Origin of the sequence: Pseudoalteromonas sp. K222D, from assembly GCF_017653575.1 — a bacterium.
Classification (GTDB): Bacteria; Pseudomonadota; Gammaproteobacteria; order Enterobacterales; family Alteromonadaceae; genus Pseudoalteromonas; species Pseudoalteromonas nigrifaciens.
This window is the reverse complement of the sequence record NZ_JAGGDL010000010.1, coordinates 1-26,977: the sequence shown is the minus strand read 5'-3', so window position 1 is coordinate 26,977 and position 26,977 is coordinate 1. Positions and strand designations below refer to the sequence as shown.

Genomic DNA, 26,977 nt, shown 5'->3' with positions numbered 1-26,977 from the left:
TTACTATACGCCGAACACAAAAAAAGGAGCCATAGGCTCCTTTTTAATACTTATATAAAAAAGCTTAAGCGGCCGCTAGGCCTTCTTTTGCTTTTTCAACAAGCGCTGCGAATGCAACTTGGTCATAAACAGCGATATCTGCAAGGATCTTACGATCGATTTCTACAGATGTCTTTTTAAGACCACTGATAAAACGGCTGTAAGACAGACCATTTTGACGTGAAGCAGCATTGATACGTGCAATCCATAATTGACGGAAAGTACGTTTCTTCGCACGACGGTCACGGTAAGCGTATTGACCCGCTTTAGTAACAGCCTGGAAAGCTACACGGTAAACACGTGAACGTGCTCCGTAATAACCTTTTGCTTGTTTTAAAACTTTTTTGTGACGTGCACGTGCGACAACGCCGCGTTTAACTCTTGCCATTTCTAAAAACCCCTATTAAGCGAACGGTAACATACGTGAAACTAGACCATGGTCATTTTTATGAACCATCATCTTAGGACGTAGGTGTAACTTACGCTTAGAAGTTTTCTTAGTCAGAATATGACGAAGATGCGCTTGTTTACGCTTGAAACCGCCAGAAGCAGTCTTTTTGAAACGCTTAGCTGCGCCTCTGTGACTTTTTAGCTTATAAGCCATTGCAATAACTCCAAATTGTATTGCATTTAAATTAGTAAGCAGGCGTGAGATATATTGCTATAGCTCCACTTTCAGGCCTAACTTACTGCCATGTTCCGGTGAAAACCCAGCATAAATGCTGCAATCTTACTTTAAAACCGGTTAACTCAGGTGAATATTTACATATTACTTGCAGACCTGAGCTATTTTCGGTGCGTATTATCGCTTAAAAATTATTTTTTAGCAACAGGCGCCATCATCATAACCATTTGGCGACCTTCAACGCGATTAGGGAAAGACTCAACAACTGCAAGCTCCTCCAAATCGCCTTTGATACGGTTTAATAATTCTATACCAATTTCTTGGTGAGCCATTTCACGACCACGGAAGCGAATCGTAATTTTAGCTTTATCGCCAGCTTCTAAGAACTTACGTAAGTTGCGCAGCTTAACCTGATAATCACCTTCATCCGTACCAGGACGGAATTTGATTTCTTTTATCTGGATTTGCTTTTGCTTCTTCTTCTGCTCTTTTAGTTCTTTGCTTTTTTCAAAGATGAACTTACCGTAGTCCATGATTCTACAAACAGGCGGCTCAGCGTTCGGGCTAATCTCTACAAGATCAACACCCGCTGCATCAGCCATAGTTTGCGCGTCTTTTAATGACTGAATTCCAGCTTGCTCGCCGTCAATGTCAATTAAGCGAACTTCTTGAGCTGTAATTTCTTCGTTAATACGATTTTTTTGGGCTGTTTGTTGCCCTTTCTTGCCGCCTCTAATAGTACGTTCCTCCAAGAATATCAATAATAGTAAGCGTGTAATTGGCTGTTTGTAAATGCCTTACACGCTCGATTTTTTATTGTCGACTTTTTATCTCTTCGCTAATTTTAGCTACAAAGTCATCAACATTAAATTTGCCAAGGTCTTCACCTGTGCGGGTACGTACCGCTACTTCTTGTTGTTCAACTTCTTTATCGCCAACAACAAGTAAGTAAGGAATACGCTTAAGTGTATGCTCTCGGATTTTAAAGCCAATCTTCTCATTTCTCAAGTCAGCAGTGGCTCTAATTCCAAGTTTATTTAATTTTTGTACAACTTCTTTAACATAATCGGCTTGTTTATCGGTAATATTCATAATTACCACTTGCTTTGGCGCAAGCCACGTAGGGAATAAACCAGCGTATTCTTCAGTTAAAATACCAATAAAGCGTTCAATAGAACCTAAAATAGCACGATGTATCATAACTGGGGTGCGGCGTTCGTTATTTTCAGCAACATAAGTTGCGCCTAAACGACCCGGTAATGCAAAGTCTAGTTGCACTGTACCACATTGCCACGCTCTGTCTAAACAATCGTACAAAGTAAATTCAATTTTAGGGCCGTAAAATGCGCCTTCACCTGGTAGGTAATCAAATTCAATCTCGTTTAGTTTAAGTGCTTCGGCTAATGCCAGCTCTGCTTTATCCCACATATGGTCTTCACCAATACGTTGCTCTGGACGTGTTGAGAGCTTAACCACGATTTTTTCAAAACCGAATGTTTCATATGTATCATAAACCATCTTAATACACGCTGAAACTTCGTCCATTATCTGCTCTTCGGTACAGAAAATGTGCGCATCATCTTGGGTAAAGCCACGTACGCGCATTAAGCCATGTAATGCACCCGATGGCTCGTTACGATGACAACAACCAAACTCAGCCATACGTAGTGGTAAATCGCGGTACGATTTTAAACCTTGATTAAATATTTGTACGTGACCTGGGCAGTTCATTGGTTTAATCGCGTATTCACGCTTTTCAGACACTGTGGTAAACATAGCATCTGCATATTTTTCCCAATGACCTGATTTTTCCCATAACGAACGGTCCATCATCATTGGACCTTTTACTTCTTCGTAATCATATTCACGTAGCTTTTCACGCACAAAATCTTCAAGCTCACGGTAAATGCTCCAACCATCGTTGTGCCAAAATACCATACCTGGCGCTTCTTCTTGCCAATGCCATAAATCAAGTGCTTTACCAATACGGCGGTGATCACGCTTTTCAGCTTCTTCAAGGCGTTTTAAATACGCTTTTAGTTGCTTTTTATCGCCCCACGCTGTGCCGTAAATGCGTTGTAGCATTTTGTTTTCTGAATCACCACGCCAATATGCACCCGCTACTTTCATTATTTTGAAGTTTTGGCAAAATTTCATGTTAGGTACGTGAGGGCCACGACACATGTCTACATATTCTTCGTGATGATATAACCCTGGACGGTCATCTTTAGCGATATTCTCATCCAAAATTTCTATTTTGTATGTTTCACCACGCGCTGCAAATACATCGCGTGCTTCTTGCCAGCTTACGGTTTTTTTAACTACATCGTAGTTTGTTTTAGCAAGTTGCAACATACGCTTTTCAATCGCGTCAAGATCATCTTGAGATAACGACTGTTCCATATCAATATCGTAATAAAAGCCGTTATCAATAGTAGGACCAATTGCCATTTTTGCATCTGGGAAAAGCTGTTTAACCGCATGCCCAATTAAGTGTGCACACGAGTGACGAATAATTTCTAAGCCGTCGTCGTCTTTTGCGGTGATGATTTCAAGGCGCGAATCTTCACTTATTAGGTCACATGCATCAACACGCTCGCCATTAACACGGCCAGCAATGGTCGCTTTAGCGAGTCCTGGGCCAATATCGTTGGCAACATCTAGCGTACTTACTGGGTTTTCAAAACTACGTTGACTTCCGTCAGGGAGAGTAATAACTGGCATTATAAATCCTTGCTACAGTGGTGACACCTACAATGTATCACGTGTATTTTTTAAATTAATTAAATGAGAATGACTCGACAACGCTCTTACGAATAAGCATTGACTATTTTTCGCCAAATTTGGCTAATGTAGATGCTGAGTCTGCTCAACTACAAAAAAGATATTGTCGCGTGCAACGCTACTAATTACAAGTTTAAAGCGGCTAAAACACCTGCTATTTTGTTATAAAGGCTAAATTAATAATGTTTCGGCGCAGATTTTATTGCATCAATATAATAAATCTAATCGCCGTTAAATTTACAACTGACTTAAGTGCTTACTCTCGCAATTTAATGGATGTTGCGTATAATACTGGGTAATTAAGTTATATTAGAGAATAGTAATGAGAACATGTGGTGTAGATATTACCGGTAGTGATGTACTACTTTGTATTTTAAGTAAAGATAATGACGTATTTGATATTCGCGACGTGCGCCAAACACGCTTTACCTTAGGTAACGGTAACGACACAGAAGTAATGCGTAAGTTTCAGTTTGATTTTGCCAAGCTAATGCAAGATTACCAAATTGATTCTGTTGCAATACGTCAACGTGCTCCAAAAGGTAAATTTGCTGGTAGTGCTAATGGTTTTAAAATGGAAACCGCGATTCAGCTAATCGAAAACCTTGATGTAAAATTATTTACAACAACCGAAATTAAAGAGCAAGTTAAACGCAACCCTATCCCTATTGATTTTGAGGATACCGGTCTTAAAAAGTATCAAGAAAATGCTTTTGTAAACGCTTACGTTTATATTATGAAAAAAACTTACCGCAGCGACGAAATGTAACCTCATTTAGTAGTTGCTAAAAGCGCGTACTTACAGTGTAAGGCGCGTTTTTTTTGCTTTATTTTTGCTTATTTCATTTTCAGCAACAAACCTAAGACATTAGTCTACCCCCCTTCCCTTTGTCGACAATATATGTTTATTTATCATTCAAGCAATTCATATCTACTGATACGGAGAATGACATGAATGTAACAACAAAAGCGGTTAAAGAAATAGAAAAAATAAACCCTATGCCGCTATTGCAGAGTTATTTTAAAGGAATACAAAGTACCCCATTAACCAAACAAACCATAGGTGACTACTTCGACAGCATTGTCGACAATACCCCCGACGCATTAGCCGTGGTTGTGCACCATCAAAACATTCGCTTGAGCTATAAAGAATTTCAGCATCAAGTTAATCAATTAGCAATGGGTTTACTTGCACTGGGTATTAAGCCTGGAGAAAGAGTAGGTATTTGGTCACCAAATAACATCCAATGGTGTTTAACTCAGTTCGCCACCGCTAAAATTGGCGCAATTATGGTCTGTGTAAACCCAGCTTATCGCCCCAGCGAATTGCAGTACGCTTTAAACAGCGTTGAGTGCACCACCTTAATTACTGCTTCCGAATTTAAAGGCAGCAACTATCTGCAAATGCTACAAAGTTTGGCGCCAGAGCTAGCAGAGTGCGAAAAAGGTCAGCTTAATGCCGCTGCTCTTCCCACGCTTAAAAACGTAATTAGAATTGGTGATGAAGCAAGCCCTGGCATGTTTTCATTCGCTGAAGTAACCGCACTTGCAACTCAAGAACATAAACAGCAGTTAGATTCAGTCGCCGCAACTCTTAATTGCAATCAAGATATCAATATTCAATTTACGTCTGGCACCACTGGCAACCCCAAAGGGGCAACGCTTACCCACAAAAACATTTTAAATAATGCGTTATTTGTTGGTGAAGCCATGCACATTACCAATAAAGATAAAATATGCATACCTGTGCCACTTTATCATTGCTTTGGTATGGTACTTGGCAGTTTAGTGTCTATGAGCAAAGGGGCTACAGCAGTTTATCCTGGGGATGCATTTGATCCGAAAACAACTCTCGAAGTAGTACAAAATGAAGGCTGTACAGCACTGCATGGTGTACCGACCATGTTTATTAGTGAGCTTGAATTAAGTAACTTTAATGATTACGACTTAAGTACATTACGCACTGGTGTAATGGCCGGCTCTACCTGCCCAGAGCAAGTAATGCGCAAAGTACAAACTTTAATGAATATGCACGAAGTAGTTATTGCATATGGCCAAACTGAGTGTAGCCCTATTAATAATATTACTGAAACCGACTCATCAATTGAGCGCCAAGTAACCACAGTAGGCCGCGCATTAGCGCATACCGAAGTTAAAATAATTGACGAGCTAGGTAATATTCAACCCGTAGGGCAATCGGGTGAGGTATGTAGTCGCGGTGCAGGTATTATGCGCTGCTACTGGAACGATGAAGAAAAAACCAAAGCGACTATAGATCAAGATGGTTGGCTGCATTCTGGCGACTTAGGGGTAATGGACAGTGAGGGCTTTGTTAGTATTGTTGGCCGCATTAAAGACATGATAATTCGCGGCGGAGAAAATATTTATCCCCGCGAAATAGAAGAAGTGCTTTATACCTACCCAGGTGTTCAAGATGCCGCTATATTTGGTATTAGCGACGAAAAATACGGTGAAGAAGTATGCGCCTGGATCCAACCAAAAGAAGATGCGGTTTTAGATGAAGAGCAAATACGGTTATTTTTAAAAGACAAATTGGCTTACTTTAAAGTGCCTCGCCATATTCGTTTTGTTGAAAATTACCCTATGACGGTAACCGGTAAACTGCAAAAGTTTAAAATGCGCGAACAAATGCAAGAAGAGTTAGCAGAAAAAGCATTTTCATAATTATCAACTTTAACAATGCGCAGCCTAAAACAGGCTGCGCTATCATTATAGCAAACGTGCACTAACTAACCTGAGCTCCGGATAATAAACTTATCTCAAGCAGCTGTCTTCAGCGCTAACTGCGTTGAATTTACTTGCAATAGGCCAGCTATTGACGCGTAAATTCGCCTTGTTTTCACTGAAAACCTCTGGCTAGAGAAAATAAAATTAAATATAACGATGATTCAATATGTTAGTAAATCTCTTAACCAGAGTTCAGGTTAACTATAAATCAAGCATACGCTTTTTTAGCCTTTCTAAGTCAATCGCATTGGAGCGTACTGTGAGCTTAATATGGCTATATTCATATTCTTCTTTAATGACACTCATGGTCGAGCGAATTTCACCCACTATACCTTTGGCGGTGTAAGGAATAATAACCTCTTCTTCAATCATGTCTCTTTGTGCAGTATCAACAATGTACTTATGTAGTTTAGCTATATCAGCAGGGTTACGTGTTGATGTCATCATAGCATCAGGAAATTCAGCCATTAATGCTTGTTGTTGCTCATCGCTAAGTTGGTCTGATTTGTTCAGTACTAATAACTTTTTACTGCCTTGAACACCCACTTCTGCCAATACATTATGCACTACATCAAGTTGTGAGCGAAAAGACGCATCCGATGCATCAACTACATATAACAACAGCGACGCATCATGTGCTTCGGCTAAAGTTGAATGAAATGAAGCAACTAAATCATGCGGTAGTTTTTTAATAAAACCAACTGTATCTGATACTAATATGCGTGGTTGCGTTATTGGATACAAAGCACGAACTGTGGTGTCCAGAGTAGCAAAAAGTTTGTTTTCGCCCTCTACATCACTGCCCGTAATTGCGCGCATCATCGACGATTTACCCGCATTGGTATAACCAATTAAAGCCACTGAAAATAGCTCTGAGCGCTGTTCTCGTCTGTCCATCATTACATCTTGAACATTTACCAGTTCACGCTTTAACTCAGCTAATTGGTCGCGTACTTTACGACGGTTAAGCTCAAGCGTTGTCTCCCCTGCGCCCTTACCCATTTGGCGTTCTTTATCGCCGGTAGACGTTTCACGCAGACGCGGCGCTACATAGTTAAGGCGAGCAATTTCAACCTGTAATTTTGCTGTTTTAGTACGCGCATGGCGGCTAAATATTTCAATAATTATGCCGGTGCGGTCAAATACTTCCACACCTAACTGGTTTTCCACATTACGTAGTTGAGAAGGCGTTAAATCGCAGTCAAACACGACAACATCGGCACAAGCAAAATCTAAACCGTCTGATGGAATTTCTGATGGCATGTCGGATAATGGATCGTCATCAAGAAAATTCTCACCCTCTTTCTCATCTGCAGCAGAACCTTTATTACCAGTAAGGTGCGCTATTTCAGCCAGTTTACCTGAACCCAGTACATTTACTTTTTGGGTAGAACTTTGCTTTTGTGATTGTGTACCAACTACTTTAAAGCCAAGAGTGGTAACTAGGCGTGCCAATTCTGCAAGCGACTCAATTGCTTCATCGCCTTTAAAGTGAGGTGTACTAATAGAGATAAGTAATGCGTTAGGAAGTGATGCTTTTGCAGTTAGTTGCATAATTTTTTATGTTAATGCACCGCGAAGTGCAAACCTATTTTCATTCGAAAGTAGCCTGATCCTACGCTGTTATAGCTTGGCTTTATAGCGTTATAACTAACTTAAGCGGTTATTTAAATAAAACACCCCATAAATAGCTAAATTTATGGGGTGTTTTTAAGTACAGGCTCTCACAGCAATGAGCTGCAATTGCTTTAAACTAAAAAAGTTAAACTACGCCTTGCTCTATCATTGCATCGGCAACACGGCGAAAACCAGCAATATTAGCGCCAAGTAACAGATTAGTAGGTTGGCCAAATTCTGCCGCTGTTTCGTTAGCAATATTAAAAATGTTTTTCATTATGTGCTGTAATTTTGCATCCACTTCTTCAAAAGTCCAGCTTTGCATACTGGCATTTTGCGCCATTTCTAATTGGCTGGTTGCAACGCCGCCCGCATTAGCAGCTTTACCTGGGCCGTAAGCTATTTTGGCTTTAATAAAGCAGTCAATCGCGTCTTTGGTCGAAGGCATGTTTGCACCTTCACTCACCAAAATACAGCCATTGCTTAGTAGCGCTTTTGCATCGCCTTGAGTTAACTCATTTTGAGTGGCACACGGGAACGCAGCATCGGCTTTAAAACGCCACACTGCATGCCCATCTTCTGGGTAATCTGCGCGAGCAATATAAGTAGCTTCTGGGTAGCTTTCTTTATATTTGCTTAAACAGCCACGTTGCTGCTCTTTTAATTCTTTAATAAGCGTTAAGTCTATACCCGCGTCATGAAATAGTGTACCGCGAGAGTCACTACAGGTAATTGGTTTTGCATTTAATTGATACAGCTTTTCCATCGCATAAATAGCAACATTACCCGAGCCCGAAATTAAACAACGTTTTCCTGCTAGGCTATCATCGCGGTTTTGTAGCATGTAGTTTGCAAAGTACACTGCGCCGTAGCCAGTTGCTTCTTTACGAACTAACGAGCCACCCCACATTAGGCTTTTACCGGTTAACACACCATCGTAACGCCCTGTTAAACGCTTGTACTGGCCAAACAAATAACCAATTTCGCGTGCGCCAACACCAATATCCCCTGCAGGTACGTCGGTAGTTGGGCCAATGTGGCGGTATAACTCGTTCATAAATGATTGGCAAAAACGCATTATTTCACCGTCTGAGCGCCCTTTTGGATCAAAGTTAGCACCGCCTTTACCACCACCAATAGGTAGGCCGGTTAATGAGTTTTTAAACACTTGCTCAAAACCCAAAAACTTAATAATACTGGCATTAACACTCGGATGAAAACGCAAGCCCCCCTTATATGGGCCCAAGGTAGAGCTAAATTCAATGCGATAGCCTTTATTTACTTGAATATTACCTTCGTCGTCAACCCAAGGTACACGAAACATTAGTTGACGCTCTGGCTCTACCATTCTTTCTATAATGGCTTCTTTTTGATAATTTGTAGTTTTTGCAAAAAGAGGTTCTAAAGATTCTAGTACTTCTTCAACAGCTTGATAAAACTCACTTTGCGCGGGGCTAGTTTGCTTTAATTGAGCTATCGTACTATGTATATAATTCATAATTATTCTTCCGTGTAAGCTATTTTTAAAATTTGAGAATTCGGGTAAGTATGATTGAGTTTGTTTTTTGAATATAAATCTATTTTAAAATCATAATTTTCATACACCTTACCATTAGAAAGAGTGGTGTTGCACGTCATTCAAGTTGAATTATTTTACTGTTGTGTAAAAATAAAACAGCGACTAGCCGAATTTTTATTCACTTTAACGATATAAAAATACAGTGCGCGGTTACTAAAACCAAACATACAGCTAACAAAGGAGGTAATTACTTGATATTTAAATGATCTCATTCAATTGCTAGTTTATTAAGCGGTATTGAACAATTTTAAAGTAGGCGTGCAACAAGTTGAAATATATTTAACTTAAAAACAACAAAACGCTAAAACAAGGGCTGTTTTAGCGTTTTGAAAGAGTAATGGCTTTACCTTGCTTACTCAGCAGTGCTTTGTGGACGAACCTGCTGTTGTACACCCGTTAAAAATAAACGAAGTACCTGGTTGTTACATACGCGGTAGTGCTTGTTATCTACTTTACGAGAAAACGCGCTTAGCTCATGCTTACTCAAATTAAAGTCAACGAGTGCCAGCGTCGCAATCACATCTTCCGCTTTCATATTTAAAGCAATACGCAGCTTCATAAAAATAATATTGTTATTTAACTTGCTCTCAGGAGCAGGTTGCTCGCCTTCGCGCTTACCACGTTGCGTATTAATAAAACCATTTAAAAAAGTTGCAAACTCTGTATCACTTATTTCAGTGTAAGCTTCTTCGCCTTCTTTAGTTAACCAAGCAATTACTTGCTCTGTAGTAACCGTATGCTCAGCTGCAGCAAAAACATTTACCATAGCGGTGTCGGTTAAATTAAAAGTGTAGCGAATGCGGCGTAAAATATCGTTATTTGTCAAAGTAAATCCCAGAGTAGTAAATGCTAACCCAATGGTTAGTTATTGTTAGCTTGTAAATAAGCGCCCTAGTTTAACAGACTTGCCAATACTGCCCTATTAATTTTTATTTAGCAGCGCACACGCTACCAATGCAGCTAATTACCCAGCACTTTTGCAGGGTCAACTCTTGTTGCTTGCCACGCCGGATAAATAGTAGCTAACGCCGCTAAAATAAAAGTAACAACAACTGTTACCACAATATCTTGCCACACTAACTTACTGGGTAAAAACTCTATAAAATAAACTCCTTGAAGTGGGTTTGCGCCAAAGAGTTGGCTGAGCCAAGTAAATAATTCGCTAATATTTATTGCCAGTACCACACCAATTAAGCTGCCTAATACCACACCTACAAAAGCTTGCGTTAACCCCTGCATTACAAAGGTAGCTAAAATGGTACTGTCTTTTGCGCCCATGGTTTTTAAAATAGCAATATTGCCTTGTTTTTCGCGTACTTCCATTACCAATGAGGACACAATATTAAAACTTGCCACAGCTATAATTAAAAACACCACAATATAAACTATGGTACGCACCATTTGTATATCTTGGTATAAGCTGCCTTGCGTTCTAAACCAACTAGAAATGTATACATAGTCGTCTATGGTTTGCCCTACCCGTAGCGCAATTTGATGCGCGGTAAATACGTCATCAACGCTTAGGCGAAGCCCGGTTACTTGGCTTTCATCGTAACCTAATGTTTGCTGCGCTTTATTAAGGTGGATAAATGCAGCTGTGCTGTCTATTGGCCCACCCATTTCAACAATACCTGCAAGTAACAGTGTTACTCGCTTAGGGGCTAATAATGACTGCCCTTGCTGAGCTATTTGAGGAATAAGTAAGGTAATACTATCGCCCACGCTGGCATTGAGCTGGTTAACTATTTGCTTGCCTAAAATAACTTCATCAATGCCAAGCTGGCTCACCAATTTGCCTTTGGTAAATTGATTAATAGCCGACACGCTCCCCTCCAATGAAGGCTCAACCCCGCGTATTTCTACTGCTTTTAATTGGCTTTTAAATTGCGCCATGCCGTTAACTGCAATAAATGGCGCGGCGCCGGTTACATGATCTTGCTGCTGAAGCTGCTCAACTTTTTGTGGCCAATTAGCAATTGGCCTATTAGGCGCTACATATTCAACCTGCGGCACTACGCTTAATAAGCGATGCACTAATTGCTGCTCAAAGCCATTAATTACCGACAGCGCAACTATTAAAACCGCAACGCCCAATAAAATACCCACAGTAGATGCTTTAGCTATAAAGCTTACAAAGCCATTTTTTTCATCTTTATGACCAGAATACGCTCTAAAGCGTTTACTTATAAACGCACTAAGCAACATGTTGCGACTCTTTAATAGTAAGTTTTCCATCATCTAAATAGGCTATTTTACCGAGTTTGTCGGCCAGCTCTAAGTCGTGTGTTACCACCACAAAGCTGGTATTTAAACTTTTATTAAGCTCATTTATTAAGTCGTATATTTTAATCGCGTTTTGTTTATCTAAATTACCGGTTGGCTCATCGGCAAGCACTAATGCCGGTTTAGTAACGAGCGCGCGCGCAATTGCCACTCGTTGGCGCTCACCACCAGACAGTGCCGACGGCTTATGAGAGCTACGATGTGCTAGGCCCACTTTTTCAAGCATTTCTAATGCAGCTACTTTCGCAGCTTTAGCACTTAGTCCTTTAATTAAAAGCGGCATAGCTACATTTTCTACCGCGCTAAATTCCATCAGTAAATGATGAAATTGATAAATAAAGCCTAAGTTTTTATTTCTAAATGCCGCTTGCTCTGTACGGGAGAGCTTAGCCACTTCTTGATTTTTAATTTTAGCACTGCCAGATGTTGCAGTATCGAGCGTACCGAGTATATGCAATAAGGTACTTTTACCCGAACCAGAGCTGCCCACAATAGCCAGCATTTCACCTTGTTGCAGGGCTAAATCAACCCCTTTTAATACTGCAACTTGGTTACTACCATCTTGATAAACTTTATTTAAATTTTCACAACTAATAACTAAATCATTCATAACGCAATACCTCGGCTGGTTTTACTTTTGCGGCTTTGCGCGCTGGGTAAACAGTGGCTAAAAAGCTCATAGCAATACTCGAACAAGCGATAACAAATAGGCTTGGCACATCAAATTTTACCGGCAACTCTATACCTGCCATCAAATTTAACCCTACTAATGCTAATAACTCATTAATATATAAACTAAGTAATACACCTAAAAATGCCCCTACTGCGGTGCCAATCACGCCATTATAAAGTCCTTGCACCATAAACACTTTTTGTACTTGCGATGGTGTTAAACCCAAGGTTTGTAAAATAGCGACTTCGCCTTGTTTTTCACTTACCATCATCGTTAGCGCAGAGACAATATTAAATACCGCAACCAGCACAATAAGCCCTAATAACATCGACATAATCCGTTTTTCCATTGCTACAGCAGCAAATAATGTGCCTTGGCTGCTGCGCCAATCTGTATAGGTATGATCTTTTAATATTAGTTTGCTGGCCTGTATAAATTCATCCAATGCAAAGGGTTCATACAAAGAAATACTTAAATTAGGTGCAGTGTTTTGATCCAGCTTTAATACGCGTTGCAACGACGCACCACTGGTAAAAGCCAGCCCCATGTCAATTTCAGAGCCGGTTTCGTAAATGGCTGCTATTTTAAACAAGCGTTGGCTAGGCATACGCCCAAGCGGTGTATAGGTAGAAGCATTTGGCATAATAACCCGCAGCTTATCTCCCAAACCAACACCTAATTTACGGCTCAGGTAGCGACTAATGGCAATGCTATAGTTTTTATTAAGTACTGTTTGCCAATTTCCTTGTACTATTTTATCGGTAATTTTATAGAGCGAGCCGTCATCGCCATATAAGCCTTGCAGCAACACACCGTGTAAATCTTTATTGGTTTGTAATATAGCTTCACCATGCTGATAAAGGCTTACAGTACTTACATAAGGAGATTGTTCAAGATCTGCTTTTAAACTACTCATTTGCGCTGCAGTACGCTTATTAGCTTGCACTTCAACGTGCGGAATAAGCCCAAGCATATTGGTTTTTAAGCTGCTTTCAAAGCCATTCATTACTGAGCTGACAGTAAATAATGCCATTAAGCCAATCGCAATACCGGCAATAGAAAAAAACGAGATAAATGAAATAAACGCATTCCCTTTTGAGGAGCGACTATATCTAAGCCCAATAAACAAACTAACCGGTTGAAACATATTGTTTTTAAACACTTATCCTAAAAATAGTAACTTATAATAACACGAATAATCCGTACTTGGGTATGCCACTAAATGTAATAAATATTTAAAAATCTGATACTTGGCTAGAATAAAAATTAAATGATTAACCCGCTATTAAGCTTTTAGTGCTGCGACTAAATAATCAAGTAGCACCCTTACATTAGTTGCCACAAACTGTCGAGGCGGATACACACCCCATACCCCTTCTTGCAGCGGCTGATAGGATGTTAAAATAGGCACTAACTGCCCTGTTTTTAACTCGTTTTCAATGTAGTAATTAGGGAGCTGAATAATCCCTAAACCTTTTTTAGCGCCATCTACCAACGCCCAGCCACTATTACATTGCAGTCGCCCAGCTATTTTAATATGCTTTTCGCGCCCTCCTTCGTTTACCCGCCAATAACGGCTATTCCCCACTAAACATTGATGATTTATTAGCTCACCTAATGTGTGTGGCTCGCCAAATCGGGTTAAATAATCAGGGGCACAACACATAATAAAACGCCGTGCACTTAAGCGCCGTGCTTTTAAGCTCGAGTCTTTTAAATGCCCCAGTCTAATAGCCAGATCAAAACCACCTTCTAATAAGTTTTCTTGCTCATTACTGAGCGTAGCAACGACTTCTACATCGGGGTGGTCGTGCATAAAATTATGCACTATTGGCATAATAAAGCTCTCGCCATACATTACCGGGGCTGTTAGATTAATTTTACCTTTTGGCGTACTTTGCTGTTGCGCTAAACTTTGCGTGGCATCATCCATTGCATGTTGTAAATGCTTTATTTGGTGTAAAAACACCTCACCTTCTTTGGTCAAAACCACTTTACGCGTTGTGCGCGTTAGCAACTGTGTATTTAAGCGTTGTTCAAGCGCACTAACATGGCGGCTAATATGCGCAACCGACAGCCCAATTGCTTTGCCTGCAGCGGTAAAACTACCTTCTTCACCTACCGCAATAAATTCGTCTATTCCATCCCATCGTGCCATTGTTACAGTTCTGAAAAAGTGTTTTAATAAAATTGAGATTATCATTATTTGAGAAACAAATACAATAGCTACATCACCCAAGAAAATTGGGTCTACAATTATTATCTACCCACTACAAAGGATAAGCACATGTCAGAATTTATTAAATCAAAAGCAGCTATTGCTTGGGGTCCTAATCAACCACTTAGTGTTGAAGAAGTTGATGTGATGATGCCTAAAAAAGGCGAAGTAATGGTAAAAATTACCGCTACTGGTGTATGTCATACCGATGCATTTACATTATCGGGTGAAGATCCTGAAGGTATATTCCCTGCAATTTTAGGCCACGAAGGCGCTGGTGTTGTATATGCAATCGGAGAAGGCGTAACCAGCGTAGAAATTGGCGATCATGTTATTCCTTTATACACCGCAGAATGTGGTGAATGTAAAATGTGTACCTCGGGCAAAACTAACCTGTGTTCTGCTGTGCGCGAAACCCAAGGTAAAGGCTTAATGCCAGACGGTACAACACGTTTTTATAAAGACGGTCAGCCAATTTACCACTACATGGGTTGCTCAACTTTCTCTGAGTACACAGTACTGCCAGAAATCTCTTTAGCTAAAGTAAACAAAGAAGCGTCTTTAGAAGAAATATGCTTACTAGGCTGTGGCGTAACAACAGGTATGGGCGCAGTAACAAACACAGCTAAAGTAAAAGCGGGCGACACTGTAGCTATTTTCGGTTTAGGTGGCATAGGTTTATCAGCTATTATTGGCGCAAAAATGGCCGGTGCGAGTCGTATTATCGGTATCGATATAAACAACTCTAAATACGAGTTAGCAACCAAGCTTGGCGCAACCGATTTAATTAATCCAAAAGACTTCGACAAGCCAATTCAAGACGTAATTGTTGAAATGACCGATGGCGGCGTTGACTACTCGTTTGAATGTATTGGTAATGTTGATGTTATGCGCTCAGCACTTGAGTGTTGTCATAAAGGTTGGGGTGAGTCGGTAATTATTGGTGTAGCAGGCGCTGGCCAAGAAATTGCTACTCGTCCATTCCAATTAGTTACTGGGCGTGTATGGCGTGGTAGCGCATTTGGTGGTGTTAAAGGCCGCTCACAACTACCTGAAATTGTAGAACGTTACATGGCTGGCGAGTTTGCACTAAATGACTTTATTACCCACACAATGGGCCTTGAAGACATTAATGATGCATTTGATTTAATGCACGAAGGCAAAAGCATTCGTACCGTTATTCATTACTAAGCAATAAACCAATCGCTTGTATTCACGGTGTGGATATAAGCGGCTTTTGAGGATTATCATGTTAGAAAATATCTCAAGTGTAAAAGTATCCGGTGGCTGGCATAAACAATATACGCACAGCGCTGTAAGCACTCATTGTACTATGCGTTTTGCCGTTTTTTTGCCGCCCGGCGCTAGTGAAAGTAATAAAGTACCGGTACTTTATTGGCTTTCAGGTTTAACCTGCACCGACGAAAACTTTATGCAAAAAGCAGGCGCATTCAAAAAAGCAGCTGAGCTAGGTATTGCTATTGTGGCACCCGACACTAGCCCTCGTGGGGATAATGTTCCTAACGAAGACAGCTACGATTTTGCTCAAGGCGCTGGGTTTTATGTTAACGCGACACAAGCCCCTTACAACACTCATTTTAATATGTACGACTACGTAGTGAATGAATTACCCGCGCTTATAGAGCAGCACTTTCCAGTGACTAGCACAAAAGCAATTAGTGGTCATTCAATGGGCGGCCACGGTGCGTTGATGATCGCCCTTAAAAACCCACAGGATTATGTTAGTGCCTCGGCGTTTAGCCCTATAGTAAACCCTATTAATTGCCCATGGGGCGTTAAAGCGTTTACGGGTTATTTAGGAGCCGATAAAACAACATGGGCACAATACGACAGCTGCAAATTAATGGCTAAAGCTGAGCAAAGTAACTACTTGCCAATGTTAGTGAGCCAAGGCGATGCCGATAACTTTTTAGACGAGCAATTAAAACCACAAAATTTAGTGGCTGTTGCAAAACAAAAAGACTACCCACTGACCCTAGAAATGCAAACCGGGTACGATCATAGTTACTTTTTTATCAGTAGCTTTATTGATCAGCACTTGGTATTTCATCATCAGTATTTGTCTGCATAACAATATTATTGTTTGTAGTAATAATGTGTAGAGAACCCTCTACACATTATTTTAAACTATTAAAAAAACGTCCTTACTTGCATCAGTATTCACTCGCCTTTTATTACCCTACTTGCTGTGGCTCTACCCATAAGCTTATTTAGAGCATGCTGACCTTGTAAAATAAAATCAAATTTTAAATTTTAACGGTGTTAAACAAAGCACATTACTCATCCACTTCCTTTTTTATAAACTCCTTAACAAAACCAATTAATTGCAGTAAATATATAATCAAAAAAGGGAATGCACCTACAATCGCAACGCTGTGATTTAAAGGCTCGTTATTTTGAACTAATAATACGCAAGCATACAATCCCAACGCAAACGACCAGGCGTATAAACTCCAAGTATATGTTTTATTTGCGCCGCTTAATTGGCGTATAACCAAAACGGCAGAATCATCAGAGGTTGCTAACGCGCAGTAATAACGCGTTTTTTCAAGTTCAGTGGCTGTATTTATTGTTTTTTTTAAAAGGCAAGTGATGTACATAATTACCTTTAATATAAGTAAAAGAATATGGATATTCAAAAGCGATATCAAACTAACTCTTAGTAAATAGTAGTGTAACTATTACCAAGCCAGGCAAAATAAAAATAAAGGCAAACCTAAATTACTGAATTTAAATATTAAATAAATGGCTTACAGATTGCTAGCTAGTTATTAAGATTAACTAAAAAGGCAAGATCATGGAAATTGATTTACAGTGGCACGAAATCGTTGATAATCTGATTCACTTAGGCATAGCTTATTTACTCGCTTTGCCAATGGCCTACGACAGAGAGCGCAGCCAAGATGGTGCGGGGCTGCGTACCTTTCCGTTAGTAGCGGTTGCATCATGTGGTTATGCGTTAATTGCGTTGTCTGTACTTGACTCCTCTGAAGCACAATCAAAAATGTTACAGGGGATCATTACCGGTATCGGCTTTATTGGCGGTGGCGCAATTTTAAAAAATAACCAATCTACCTCAGGTACTGCCACCGCGGCGAGCATTTGGAATATGGGTTTAATTGGTATTGCTGTGGTCTACAGTCGCTACGAAATAGCTATTTTACTGGCCATTATTAACTTTATAACATTACGCTATATTAAAAAGTTTAAGTAACCTCTTAATTTTATATCTTAGTGAAAACAAAAAAGGCGCTATAAAAGCGCCTTACCAAACAAGAATGTGTGCTTAAAACATGTCTTGATAGGGATTTTTTGTATTAAAAGCAATCGCTTTTTCAAAGCCAGGAAGGTGTATGCTTTGCTCATCTATAACAATGTCATTGTCGTCAATTAAGCCATCACCAAAACGATAAATTAGTTGGTATTGGCCTAAATCAGCTTGTGATTGATAGCTTTGTTGCGCTGCTTTTACAGCCACATTTTTATTAGCATAATCATTCATAACGCTTTTTCCATGGCGCTTGGCAAGCATTTGCAGTGTTATTTTTGCAGACAATACTGTAGCGGTAGCATTGTTACCACCAAAGCCTTTTGAGTTAATAAATGCAATATCCATATCACCGCAATCATAGTGGCTGTTTCTAATATCTAGATGATCAGCGTAAACATCGTCGGCTATTTTATCTATAGTCGTAATACCAGGCATAATATTGTGGCTAAATACACCTAATGCTATAGCTAACTGATCGCCACTTGCAGGAGCAATAGTATGGCCAACATATGCTTTTGGCGCAGTTACTTTCCAGTTATCAATAGCAAAGGTTTGTGCCACTTTATGATAAATTAATGACTCGGTTACACGGTTTAACGGCGTACTTGAACCATGGGCTAATATAAAGCTGCGCTGTTGCAGGGCTTCTTTACCTAATAAGCTACTTGCCAGTGCCGCCGATTTTGCCATAGTAATGTAGTTACCCGGCCCTGGTGAAGTAATTGACTTTTTAATCCCGTCGGCATTTACAAATACATCTGGCACACACCCCATAATGTCAGCGCCTAACTCTAGTGCTAGAGCATCATCCATTAAAATAGCCACTTGCGCGCCTTCACCTAGCGTAAAGCCACAGTTTTCGCCAAACGGACGGCTACTTTTACGATAGTCGGGCTCATCTGTATTACTTAAGTTATCTAAACGGCGCAAACCTTCAACGTTTGCCAGTGCGCTCATGTTACCAAAGCCTTCTATAACCTCTGGCGTAATAGCACATTCAACACTGGCTACCACAGCAACGCGAGTACGCCCTGCTTGTATATCGTTAACCGCTGCACGTAAGTTATATAAAAACGTAGCACATGCGCCCGAAGTTGAAAACGTAGTACCTACGTTGCCCGTTACATACGCATTAATAAAGTCGGTCGACATAGTATTTAAACCCAGCGCTAATTGCTTAGTGCTTACGCGGTCGCCTTGCTGGCGAGCTTTAACTAAGCCACCTAAACCTGTGTCATCCATTTGGCCAATAACAGACGCCGAATAAGTACCAATTTTGTCTGGCTCTACGCTATTCATTATATGTTGCCAATCAAGTCCGGTTGATTTAATAGCATCGGTAGCAGCAAAAATAGTCGCTTGCAAACCACGTGGCTGATAGCGGCTGTTATACATTACAGACGGATCAAACCCTGTAGGAAACTGCCCTGCCGATTTAATCGGGTTGTCGCGAGTTGAAGCGTGTTTAACATCTATATCTGCGGCAATAGTAACTTTAACTTTTTTACCTTCGAGCTGCTCTACCTGCCAACTTGCAGGTACCGGTTGTGGTAAATCGCGAGCACGGGTTTCAAACACAATAGCATTCTCATCCGAGTTGCTTAGCGTCATTTTTTGCTGCCATGGGGTAGCGTCTGGATCAAAATGTTCGTTTTCGATTTTACGAATAAGCGTACCGGCAATTATTTGTTCACCAAAACGTGCTTCTATGTCGCTTTGCTCAACATTGTTACCTTGAGTGTCTTGTAGTTGATTATCAACAACACTAACTAAATTCATCAAGGTGGCGAGGCCTAAAAACGTTTCTTGACGATCTTGTGCACTTAAACTGTCTAACACAATACGGCGGTAACCTTGGTGAAAAGAAGTACGGCCAGCGGCATTAATGCCTCCCATGCCTACAATTACGGGTAATGCGGTCATAATTTACCTTTAAAAAACGTGTTATAAGAATATGACACTAGTTTAAATGGATTGCGCACCACGCTTTGTGCTTTAATAGCCAAATATTAAGCATAAAAGGCCAACCCTAACTGATCGGAGCACCTATATGACTGATAAACAGAGTAACCCCCCATTAAATATAGCTATTGCTGTTTACCAACACTTATTAATAACGAGTTTAACCCTCCCTATAGAAATGTTGAGAGCGGGCGAAGCCTTTGCAAAAGGCCATATTAATAAACAAAACTTTAGGCCACTCGCTATTCATTTAGTTGCTAAAAACCTTGAACCAATAAGTAATCGTACCGGCTTGGCAATCCTTCCCGATTGCGCCACCAGCAATACCCCCAATTGCGATTTAGTAATAGTGCCCGGTATTTGGCGAAACCCGCGCCCAGTTGTACGCACTAATCAAAATATAGTTACTTGGCTGGGGCAAAGTTTTACAAATGGCAGCCATATTATAGGTGTAGGCACTGGCAACTGTTTACTAGCAGAGGCCGGGTTACTAGACGGGCACCCAGCAACCACCCATTGGCATTACGCTAAACAATTTAGTCACGACTACCCCAAGGTACTGTTAAAGCCTGACTTTTTTATTACTCAATCCGAGCGACTCTATACCGTAGCCAGCCTAAACGCCCTAGCCGATGTAATAGTGCATATTATTAGCCAATATTATGGCAAAGCTGCAGCGCAACATGTTGAGCGCAATTTTTCCCACGAAATACGCAAACCCTACGAAGATCAGCGCTATCTTGAAGGCGCGGTTGACCGCCATCCCGATGAGTTAATTGCCCAAATTCAATTTTGGTTAAAAACCAACTTAGCAACAGAGCTTAATTTACAGGATGTAGCCGCACAGTTTAATTTAAGCTATCGCTCTTTTACGCGGCGCTTTAAAGCAGCTACCAACCAAAGCCCTATTGAGTATTGGCAACAGTTACGAGTAGAAGGTGCTAAAGAGTTGCTCGCTTCGTCAAATTTATCAATTCAAGAAGTGGCATTAGAAGTTGGCTATAACGATCAAGGTCATTTAACGCGAATATTTAGAAAAATACTGAACCAAACACCCAGTGAGTATCGTAAAGTAGTGAGAAAAAAATTGTTTGGCTAATACTTTAAAAACAAGCCAGGCTACTGTATTAATATGAACCATTAACTAAAACACAAGGAAGTTGGAAATATGCATGTAAATTTTAGTGAAAATTTACTATTAGATATTGAAGCAGAGACTGATCTTAATACTAGACTAACTCGGTTGCTAGCACTTATTCGTAAACACCTTAATATGGACGTTGCTTTTATTTCTGAGTTTAAAGACTCTAAACGTATATTTAAATTAGTTGATACCAAACGCCCTAACGAGATTGTGAAAGTAGGTAATTTTGATCCCATAAACGAAACCTACTGTAATAAATTAGCCAATAATGAACTAGATAATATAATACCTGACACCAGTAAAAATAGTATAACCCGCGATATGCCGGTTACTAAAAAGCTTAATATTGGCGCTTATATTGGGGTGCCAATTACCTTATCTAACGGCGATATTTATGGCACATTTTGCTGCTATAACAAGCAAAAAGACGACACATTAAACAAGCGTGATCTGGCGTTTTTAAATTTAATTTCAGATCTGGCTTCGCAGCTTATTGATACGCAAATACAAAATAATGAAGCAAAGCAACATATTAAATCTAACGTACTTAATATTATAAACACAAACAAGATTGAAATTTACTACCAGCCTATATATAGCTTAAACACAAATAAAATTTCGGGTTACGAATCCTTGTCTCGCTTTTTTGTTGAGCCCTATAGAACACCTAACATTTGGTTTGATGAAGCAGCACAGTTTGGTTTAGGTGAAGCCCTAGAAATGTTGGCAATAAACAATGTTTTAGGCAATATGAGTCATTTTAATAAAGAGGTGTATGTGTCAATTAACACCTCTCCAGAGCATATACTAAGTGGTGCCGTTGCCAATGCATTAGCTGCTATTTCTGATTGCAGCAATATAGTATTGGAGGTAACCGAACACTCTCCTATTGCCAACTACCATGAAATGTTAACAGCACTCGCGCCACTGCGTAAAAAAGGCATACGCCTAGCTATAGACGATGTTGGTGCAGGGTATTCTTCTTTTCAGCATATTTTGGAGCTACAAGCAGATATTATTAAGCTTGATATTAGCCTTACCCGAAACATTAATAGCGATCGTCGTAAATATTTATTAGCTAAAGCGTTATGCGGATTTGCTAAAGACATTGGCTGTAATATTATTGCCGAAGGCATAGAAACACTAGAAGAAATAAACACCCTCCGCAAACTAAATGTCGATAAGGTTCAGGGCTATTATTTAGGCCGCCCACAAGCACTTTGCGATGCTTTAGTGCATCAAAAATTAGTATTAAGTTAGTTATAAACTTAATTATAAAAACGCCACTTTATAAGTGGCGCTCTGTTTCATTTTCGCTCTTGCGATAATAGCGCTTTGAATAAATTTTAACTTTAGTGTGCACGCCTTTACTTAAGCTTTTAAACTTAGCTTCAAGCACATCAACACCGTATAAAATACCGACCACCAGCACAGAGAGCTTAATAGCTGCGCCCAAGTTTTCGGTGGCTATCATTACACCAATAGACGCTAACACCCATATGGTTGCTGCCGACGTTACTCCTACCACAGCGCCGTCTTTAGCTAGCATTACGCCTGCGCCCAAAAAGCCAATACCAGTAATTATTTGCCCCACTACGCGAGAGTGGTCAATTACATCGCCTTGTAAATTAAACGCAGTCGATAAAAACAAATAGGTACCTAAAGTAATTAACGCAGAAGTACGAATACCAACAGGTTTGCCACGTAATTGGCGCTCAATACCAATAATAGCGCCACAAAATGCCGCCGTACCAATTGCAGCCCATGAGTAAGGAGCTACATCAAATAAATCAGGTAAAAACACGTAATTTCCTCGTTATTCATATATGAATAATTTAATTTTATATTAACAATTTTTTGATTTAGCAATAGCCACTGCTGTTCTTAAGCGTTGGCTACCAAACGCCGACATTTTACTAAAGTCGCTGCGGGCAATAGGCACATATTGGCAATCTATAGCCAATTGACTATCACTTCCTGGCTCACAAAACGGATCATGAACATACACACAGTGCTCATCTAAATGCGTAACACACACCCAATGCGGTGATTTTTTACCATCAAACCGATAAGTACTGATTAAGAGCAACACGCTAAAATTTTGCTTCAGCCAACGCTCAATGTCTTCAAGCTCAACATCTTTATTACTAAGCGGTATTTTGGCAGCGGTTATGCCATCTACAAACTGCTGATGTACCGTTGCTAATACTACTTTTTTATTTTCACTGCGCACGCCATCTAAAAACAACGGCTCTAGGGTATTAACAATTACCTCGCTGTTAAAACCACGTTTATGTGCCGCCAGTGCTAAACCAAACGGATGGCAGCCGCCATGCCCAGAGGTCATAAAAATAGTAGTGCCTTCTCGCCATAACGACAACTCATGCGATTGAGTCAGTTCAGTGCTAGCATCTAAGCTCCCCATAGCCATTAACAACGCCGCAGGACCACAGGTAAACTCAGTAGTTTGCTGATACCACGGAGTTAACCGTGCTAACTTAAGCTCACTGGTTTTACGAATGTTTTTTTGCATGCGTAGCGCATCGCTGTGATCGTCGTAATAATCGCTATATTGACCAAACACCCGATAACCTAAGCTTTTATACAAACCAATTGCGCTGTCGTTATTTACAGCCACTTCTAAACGCAGATAAATTCGCCCACGCTCTGCGGTGGCTTTTTCAAGTGCAATAAGTAGCATTTTTGCAATGCCTCTGCCTTGCATGGTAGGTAATACAGCAAGCGAATAAAGACGCGCTAGACGAGTGCCTTTATGGCACCAAATTAGCCCATAACCGCATAACGCATTATTTTGCTCGGCAACTAATAAAATACCGTGCTTAGCACTTAGCCAGCGCTTTAAACTGCGCGGGCTAAGCTTATCGTTACTAAAGCAAGCATTTTCAAGTGCTGTAAGCGCGGTTAAATCACTGATAAGCGCTTGGCGAATAACCACTTGCTCAGTCTGTTCATTAACCACACTCTCAACCATGGCTTTTGCCATTAACCACGCCCCCTCGCTTCAAGGCGTTGTTTAAACTCATCCATAATGATCATATAAAGCTCATCGCCTAAATAGCCGTCTTCTACTTTATGATCAATACTTGGGTTATCGTTTACTTCAAGTACATAAGCACGCCCTTGATGTTCTTTTACATCAACGCCATATAAACCCTTACCCACTGTTTTACACGCTTTTAATGCTGCATCTAATACCGCTTTTGGTAATTCAAAAGTAGGCAATGTTTCAAAGCCACCCGAAAAAAACCGCTTTGCATCGTGGTTATAAATTTGCCAATGGTTACGCGCCATTAAGTAACGACACGCGTAAATTGCACGGCCATTTAGTACCCCTACTCGCCAATCGTATTCGGTGTACATGTATTCTTGTGCAAGCACTAAAGCACTAAATTCAAATAGCTCAGTTAACTTAGCTTCCAGCTCAGCACGGTTCGTTACTTTATATACCCCTTTTGAAAACGAGCCTTCTGGCATTTTCAATACTAACGGGTAGGTAAACGCCGCTTCTAACTGCTCAAGAGTCTCGCTTGACTGATCAGCCACAACCACTGTTTTTAAACTAGGTACTTTTTGATAGTTAAACGCATCGTGTAAATACACTTTATTACAACAACGTAAAATAGACTCCGCATCGTCAATAACCACTAAACCTAAGCTTTGTGCCTTGCTAGCAAGGCGATATGTTGGGTGGTCAATTGCTGTAGTTTGACGAATAAATAACGCATCAAACTGGGCTATATTGTCTATTTCGTCAAAGCTTAATGCTTGGGCATTAATACCATGTTTAGCCGCTGCTTTAATAAACTTTGCTATTGCGTCTTTATCGCTCGGTGGCACCTTTTCATTGTGATCAACAAGTATTGCCATATCCCAGCGAAAACGACGTCGCTCCGCAGTAATACGCCATTGCGTTTGGGTAAAGTTATTCAACTTAGCTACAAAATCGCTGTACTGTTGCTCATCTAATGACGATAACGACCCTTGTTGTAATAAGCCTTGGTTATCAACAAATAAAATAGGCGCCGGGTATTGTTTAAATACCGATTTAGCCGCTTTTGTTTGCTCATCGTTAGTGGCATTACCAAAGTATAGAGCGCCATCTATTTGGCCAACATTGTGCATAGGTGCTTGGCCGCTACGTAACGCATTTATTGTTTTTACACTTGGTAATACTTGGTGCTTACGCGCTTCAGCGAGTAGCGAGCAATAGTAACCTTTGCTCAAGTATTGGCTTGAATCACATAAGTTAATAATGCGAGTTTTAGGTTCATCACGTTTTGGATAGTCACGTAGGTAAGTATTAAACGTAATAACATTTTCGAATGATTGAGCAAGAGTTTGCTCGTTGTTATCAACCACAATTAAGGTTTTAAACACGACTTTTCCTAGTTAAGTCTAATTATAAAAGCATGCTTAATTTTTTATAATTAAGCATTAAAAATAGAAACACCCATCGTACTAAGTGGTGCATTGCGCGTGTCACTTAATAAGATGGGTGCTTTAGTTTAGGTAATCCTAAACCACATCTGCTTTATAAGGCCTTTTTGATAAACTAACAAACGAGATATTTTTAGCGTGAAGATGAAAATTATTGATTAACTATATTTTCCACCTAATGCAGATTAAAATACGCAAAACAGTACTTTATAAGAGTTAAAAATGTCGCTGCCAGCTTGCCCAAAATGCCAATGTGAATACGTTTACGAAGACCAACAACTGCTTGTTTGCCCCGAGTGCGCCCATGAGTGGAACCCAAATAATATAAACGATGAAGCCGCTATTTTAGTTAAAGATGCCAACGGCACTGTGCTAAGTGATGGCGATAAAGTGACAGTAGCCAAAGATTTAAAGATTAAAGACAGCTCGCAAGTAATTAAAATTGGCACCAAAGCGGTAATTAGAAGAGTGCTTGATAAAAAAGATCACGAACTTGATTCTAAAGTAGAAGGCATTGGCGAAATTATGGTAACGGCGAAGTTTGTGAAAAAGGCTAACTAGTTTGAGTAGGTCGGATAAATGGCGAAGCCATGCCATCCGACAATTAATTTATGAGCAAAATAGGTTGATTATTAGGCTAAACATCATCCAAATTAAACCTCGCGGATTCAAATCTGCAATTAATACCTAAATTTTTACTAGTTGCCCATGAGCCTGTAACGGATTCTGTGTAACTGCCATCTTAAGGCGTGTTGTTATACGCCTTTATTGGCTTATTATGTAACTGCTTTTTTCGTTCTTTCTATTGCGCTTAAAAAACCATCGACACCTTCATGCATAGGAGATTTATCTCCATGTTTTTTATCCAATGTATCTGATGCATTTTTCGATACTGCATCAATAGCTGAGCTAAGTAGTTTTTTCATTAAGTCAGGGTCTGACTGACCCAATGCTTCAATTTGCATTTTGAAATTTTGATATGATTTAGCTAATGCCTCTTTATGAGCATACTCTTGTTGTAATCGCTGACTTTCACTTCTTCTCTTAGACGCAAATAAAGTAAGCCATAAAACAGGTAACACAATAGGTAACTTATACAAAATGCTTGAAGCTAGCTTACTTAGGTCTGTAATTTCAACAAACTTAATAAAGAAAAATCCAACTTCTTGAGTGATAGATAAAAAAGCAACTAAAACTAGTACGGATATTGAGCTATAAAATAGCTTTGAATAATTTTCAATTGGTGTATTAAAAGACTCTTTAAGATCATGGTAGGCTGTGGCTAATCCTGCACTTGTTGCCCCAGGTAATAAGCTTTCAATTTCATCATTTAGAGTTTTATATTTTAATTCTTGTTGCTTTTTAAATTCTTCTAAATGTTTTTCTCTAGTAATAATTTCGGCCTTTAGACCTCCTTCGAAATTCCCTTCGTCATTCTTAATTCCAAATACATCTGAATGATATTCTCTAAAATCTTTGTAACTATTCACCAAGACAAATTATTTTCTAAGGATCTTTTTTAGCTATTGACTGATCCTGCCAGTATGCCAAGCTA

At 39.9% G+C, this 26,977-nt stretch carries 25 protein-coding genes; 8 read left to right on the top strand and 17 right to left on the bottom strand.

Annotated elements, in window-relative coordinates:
* Positions 1–64: 64 nt before the first annotated feature.
* From rplT to thrS, 4 genes are all read right to left on the bottom strand, one after another.
* Positions 65–427: a 50S ribosomal protein L20 gene (rplT, locus tag J5X91_RS07260; protein ID WP_011328079.1), complete on the bottom strand. Its 363-nt coding sequence runs from the start codon at positions 425–427 to the stop codon at positions 65–67.
* A gap of 15 nt (positions 428–442) precedes the next feature.
* Positions 443–643 (bottom strand): 50S ribosomal protein L35, encoded by a 201-nt coding sequence (rpmI, locus tag J5X91_RS07255; RefSeq protein WP_004587840.1) that lies wholly within the window; start codon positions 641–643, stop codon positions 443–445.
* A gap of 212 nt (positions 644–855) precedes the next feature.
* Positions 856–1,416: a translation initiation factor IF-3 gene (gene infC / locus J5X91_RS07250; RefSeq protein ID WP_080516827.1), complete on the bottom strand. Its 561-nt coding sequence runs from the start codon at positions 1,414–1,416 to the stop codon at positions 856–858.
* A 61-nt stretch (positions 1,417–1,477) separates the two neighbouring features.
* Positions 1,478–3,388, bottom strand: a complete 1,911-nt coding sequence (gene thrS, locus J5X91_RS07245) for a threonine--tRNA ligase (RefSeq protein ID WP_011328077.1) — start codon at positions 3,386–3,388, stop codon at positions 1,478–1,480.
* Between the two features lie 382 nt (positions 3,389–3,770).
* Here thrS and J5X91_RS07240 point away from each other — a divergent pair, with 382 nt between their 5' ends.
* Positions 3,771–4,217, top strand: a complete 447-nt coding sequence (locus J5X91_RS07240) for a DUF3010 family protein (RefSeq protein ID WP_011328076.1) — start codon at positions 3,771–3,773, stop codon at positions 4,215–4,217.
* Between the two features lie 182 nt (positions 4,218–4,399).
* Entirely contained in the window at positions 4,400–6,133 is a 1,734-nt protein-coding gene (locus tag J5X91_RS07235; RefSeq protein WP_179806595.1) for an AMP-binding protein, read from the top strand.
* A 264-nt stretch (positions 6,134–6,397) separates the two neighbouring features.
* On the opposite strand, the gene hflX is transcribed toward J5X91_RS07235, so the two are convergent.
* The 7 genes from hflX to J5X91_RS07200 all read right to left on the bottom strand — a co-directional run bounded on the left by hflX (position 6,398) and on the right by J5X91_RS07200 (position 14,506).
* Positions 6,398–7,750, bottom strand: coding sequence for a GTPase HflX (hflX, locus tag J5X91_RS07230; RefSeq protein WP_208834327.1), 1,353 nt, complete (start codon positions 7,748–7,750; stop codon positions 6,398–6,400).
* 208 nt (positions 7,751–7,958) lie between these two features.
* Complete coding sequence (gene gdhA / locus J5X91_RS07225; RefSeq protein ID WP_011328073.1) at positions 7,959–9,311, bottom strand: NADP-specific glutamate dehydrogenase; 1,353 nt, start codon at positions 9,309–9,311, stop codon at positions 7,959–7,961.
* 433 nt (positions 9,312–9,744) lie between these two features.
* Positions 9,745–10,218: a DUF1456 family protein gene (locus J5X91_RS07220; RefSeq protein WP_089368223.1), complete on the bottom strand. Its 474-nt coding sequence runs from the start codon at positions 10,216–10,218 to the stop codon at positions 9,745–9,747.
* 134 nt (positions 10,219–10,352) lie between these two features.
* Entirely contained in the window at positions 10,353–11,597 is a 1,245-nt protein-coding gene (locus tag J5X91_RS07215; RefSeq protein ID WP_179806597.1) for a lipoprotein-releasing ABC transporter permease subunit, read from the bottom strand.
* Positions 11,587–12,285 carry a lipoprotein-releasing ABC transporter ATP-binding protein LolD gene (lolD, locus tag J5X91_RS07210; protein WP_011328070.1) on the bottom strand — a complete coding sequence of 233 codons (699 nt, stop codon included), beginning with the start codon at positions 12,283–12,285 and terminating at the stop codon, positions 11,587–11,589. The genes J5X91_RS07215 and lolD overlap by 11 nt, the downstream gene beginning before the upstream one ends.
* Positions 12,278–13,495: a lipoprotein-releasing ABC transporter permease subunit gene (locus J5X91_RS07205; protein WP_182677947.1), complete on the bottom strand. Its 1,218-nt coding sequence runs from the start codon at positions 13,493–13,495 to the stop codon at positions 12,278–12,280. The genes lolD and J5X91_RS07205 overlap by 8 nt, the downstream gene beginning before the upstream one ends.
* A 138-nt stretch (positions 13,496–13,633) precedes the next feature.
* A complete protein-coding gene (locus J5X91_RS07200; RefSeq protein ID WP_208834326.1) occupies positions 13,634–14,506 on the bottom strand; it encodes a LysR family transcriptional regulator in 873 nt (290 codons plus the stop codon).
* 129 nt (positions 14,507–14,635) lie between these two features.
* On the opposite strand from J5X91_RS07200, the gene J5X91_RS07195 reads away from it, so the two are divergent.
* Positions 14,636–15,757 carry an S-(hydroxymethyl)glutathione dehydrogenase/class III alcohol dehydrogenase gene (locus J5X91_RS07195; protein ID WP_011328067.1) on the top strand — a complete coding sequence of 374 codons (1,122 nt, stop codon included), beginning with the start codon at positions 14,636–14,638 and terminating at the stop codon, positions 15,755–15,757.
* 58 nt (positions 15,758–15,815) lie between these two features.
* Positions 15,816–16,658: an S-formylglutathione hydrolase gene (fghA, locus tag J5X91_RS07190; RefSeq protein WP_011328066.1), complete on the top strand. Its 843-nt coding sequence runs from the start codon at positions 15,816–15,818 to the stop codon at positions 16,656–16,658.
* A gap of 205 nt (positions 16,659–16,863) precedes the next feature.
* Here fghA and J5X91_RS07185 read toward each other — a convergent pair whose 3' ends face one another.
* Complete coding sequence (locus tag J5X91_RS07185) at positions 16,864–17,226, bottom strand: BCCT family transporter (RefSeq protein ID WP_244363782.1); 363 nt, start codon at positions 17,224–17,226, stop codon at positions 16,864–16,866.
* A 158-nt stretch (positions 17,227–17,384) separates the two neighbouring features.
* Between J5X91_RS07185 and J5X91_RS07180 the strand changes: the two genes are divergently transcribed.
* The gene (locus J5X91_RS07180; protein WP_208834325.1) at positions 17,385–17,801 is read left to right on the top strand and encodes an MgtC/SapB family protein; all 417 of its coding nucleotides are present in this window, start codon (positions 17,385–17,387) and stop codon (positions 17,799–17,801) included.
* Positions 17,802–17,873: 72 nt separating this feature from the next.
* Here J5X91_RS07180 and J5X91_RS07175 read toward each other — a convergent pair whose 3' ends face one another.
* On the bottom strand, positions 17,874–19,781 hold the full coding sequence (locus J5X91_RS07175; RefSeq protein WP_011328063.1) for a beta-ketoacyl synthase: 1,908 nt from the start codon (positions 19,779–19,781) through the stop codon (positions 17,874–17,876).
* A gap of 127 nt (positions 19,782–19,908) precedes the next feature.
* Between J5X91_RS07175 and J5X91_RS07170 the strand changes: the two genes are divergently transcribed.
* Together J5X91_RS07170 and J5X91_RS07165 are read left to right on the top strand one after the other, a co-directional pair.
* A complete protein-coding gene (locus tag J5X91_RS07170; RefSeq protein WP_011328062.1) occupies positions 19,909–20,919 on the top strand; it encodes a helix-turn-helix domain-containing protein in 1,011 nt (336 codons plus the stop codon).
* Between the two features lie 69 nt (positions 20,920–20,988).
* The gene (locus J5X91_RS07165; RefSeq protein ID WP_208834324.1) at positions 20,989–22,224 is read left to right on the top strand and encodes an EAL domain-containing protein; all 1,236 of its coding nucleotides are present in this window, start codon (positions 20,989–20,991) and stop codon (positions 22,222–22,224) included.
* 28 nt (positions 22,225–22,252) lie between these two features.
* Here the strand turns inward: J5X91_RS07165 and J5X91_RS07160 are convergent, their stop codons facing one another.
* Genes J5X91_RS07160 through J5X91_RS07150 form a run of 3 tightly spaced genes read right to left on the bottom strand, consistent with a single transcriptional unit; the run spans position 22,253 to position 25,362 of the window.
* Positions 22,253–22,768, bottom strand: coding sequence for an MgtC/SapB family protein (locus J5X91_RS07160; RefSeq protein ID WP_011328060.1), 516 nt, complete (start codon positions 22,766–22,768; stop codon positions 22,253–22,255).
* 42 nt (positions 22,769–22,810) lie between these two features.
* Positions 22,811–23,968 carry a GNAT family N-acetyltransferase/peptidase C39 family protein gene (locus tag J5X91_RS07155; RefSeq protein WP_208834323.1) on the bottom strand — a complete coding sequence of 386 codons (1,158 nt, stop codon included), beginning with the start codon at positions 23,966–23,968 and terminating at the stop codon, positions 22,811–22,813.
* Positions 23,968–25,362, bottom strand: a complete 1,395-nt coding sequence (locus J5X91_RS07150; RefSeq protein ID WP_086996005.1) for a RimK family protein — start codon at positions 25,360–25,362, stop codon at positions 23,968–23,970. The genes J5X91_RS07155 and J5X91_RS07150 overlap by 1 nt, the downstream gene beginning before the upstream one ends.
* A gap of 282 nt (positions 25,363–25,644) precedes the next feature.
* Here J5X91_RS07150 and J5X91_RS07145 point away from each other — a divergent pair, with 282 nt between their 5' ends.
* Entirely contained in the window at positions 25,645–25,983 is a 339-nt protein-coding gene (locus J5X91_RS07145) for a zinc ribbon domain-containing protein YjdM (protein WP_208834322.1), read from the top strand.
* A 215-nt stretch (positions 25,984–26,198) separates the two neighbouring features.
* Here the strand turns inward: J5X91_RS07145 and J5X91_RS07140 are convergent, their stop codons facing one another.
* Entirely contained in the window at positions 26,199–26,912 is a 714-nt protein-coding gene (locus J5X91_RS07140) for a hypothetical protein (RefSeq protein WP_208834321.1), read from the bottom strand.
* Positions 26,913–26,977: the final 65 nt, after the last annotated feature.

What these genes read in the sequence shown, in the direction of transcription:
- gdhA (WP_011328073.1), bottom strand. Translation starts at nt 9,311, where the DNA reads ATGAATTATATACATAGTACGATAGCTCAATTAAAGCAAACTAGCCCC.
- fghA (WP_011328066.1), top strand. Translation starts at nt 15,816, where the DNA reads ATGTTAGAAAATATCTCAAGTGTAAAAGTATCCGGTGGCTGGCATAAA.
- hflX (WP_208834327.1), bottom strand. Translation starts at nt 7,750, where the DNA reads ATGCAACTAACTGCAAAAGCATCACTTCCTAACGCATTACTTATCTCT.
- J5X91_RS07155 (WP_208834323.1), bottom strand. Translation starts at nt 23,968, where the DNA reads ATGGCAAAAGCCATGGTTGAGAGTGTGGTTAATGAACAGACTGAGCAA.
- J5X91_RS07180 (WP_208834325.1), top strand. Translation starts at nt 17,385, where the DNA reads ATGGAAATTGATTTACAGTGGCACGAAATCGTTGATAATCTGATTCAC.
- J5X91_RS07165 (WP_208834324.1), top strand. Translation starts at nt 20,989, where the DNA reads ATGCATGTAAATTTTAGTGAAAATTTACTATTAGATATTGAAGCAGAG.
- J5X91_RS07175 (WP_011328063.1), bottom strand. Translation starts at nt 19,781, where the DNA reads ATGACCGCATTACCCGTAATTGTAGGCATGGGAGGCATTAATGCCGCT.
- thrS (WP_011328077.1), bottom strand. Translation starts at nt 3,388, where the DNA reads ATGCCAGTTATTACTCTCCCTGACGGAAGTCAACGTAGTTTTGAAAAC.
- rplT (WP_011328079.1), bottom strand. Translation starts at nt 427, where the DNA reads ATGGCAAGAGTTAAACGCGGCGTTGTCGCACGTGCACGTCACAAAAAA.
- J5X91_RS07195 (WP_011328067.1), top strand. Translation starts at nt 14,636, where the DNA reads ATGTCAGAATTTATTAAATCAAAAGCAGCTATTGCTTGGGGTCCTAAT.
- J5X91_RS07215 (WP_179806597.1), bottom strand. Translation starts at nt 11,597, where the DNA reads ATGTTGCTTAGTGCGTTTATAAGTAAACGCTTTAGAGCGTATTCTGGT.
- J5X91_RS07205 (WP_182677947.1), bottom strand. Translation starts at nt 13,495, where the DNA reads ATGTTTCAACCGGTTAGTTTGTTTATTGGGCTTAGATATAGTCGCTCC.
- lolD (WP_011328070.1), bottom strand. Translation starts at nt 12,285, where the DNA reads ATGAATGATTTAGTTATTAGTTGTGAAAATTTAAATAAAGTTTATCAA.
- J5X91_RS07240 (WP_011328076.1), top strand. Translation starts at nt 3,771, where the DNA reads ATGAGAACATGTGGTGTAGATATTACCGGTAGTGATGTACTACTTTGT.
- J5X91_RS07170 (WP_011328062.1), top strand. Translation starts at nt 19,909, where the DNA reads ATGACTGATAAACAGAGTAACCCCCCATTAAATATAGCTATTGCTGTT.
- J5X91_RS07145 (WP_208834322.1), top strand. Translation starts at nt 25,645, where the DNA reads ATGTCGCTGCCAGCTTGCCCAAAATGCCAATGTGAATACGTTTACGAA.
- J5X91_RS07200 (WP_208834326.1), bottom strand. Translation starts at nt 14,506, where the DNA reads ATGGCACGATGGGATGGAATAGACGAATTTATTGCGGTAGGTGAAGAA.
- J5X91_RS07235 (WP_179806595.1), top strand. Translation starts at nt 4,400, where the DNA reads ATGAATGTAACAACAAAAGCGGTTAAAGAAATAGAAAAAATAAACCCT.
- rpmI (WP_004587840.1), bottom strand. Translation starts at nt 643, where the DNA reads ATGGCTTATAAGCTAAAAAGTCACAGAGGCGCAGCTAAGCGTTTCAAA.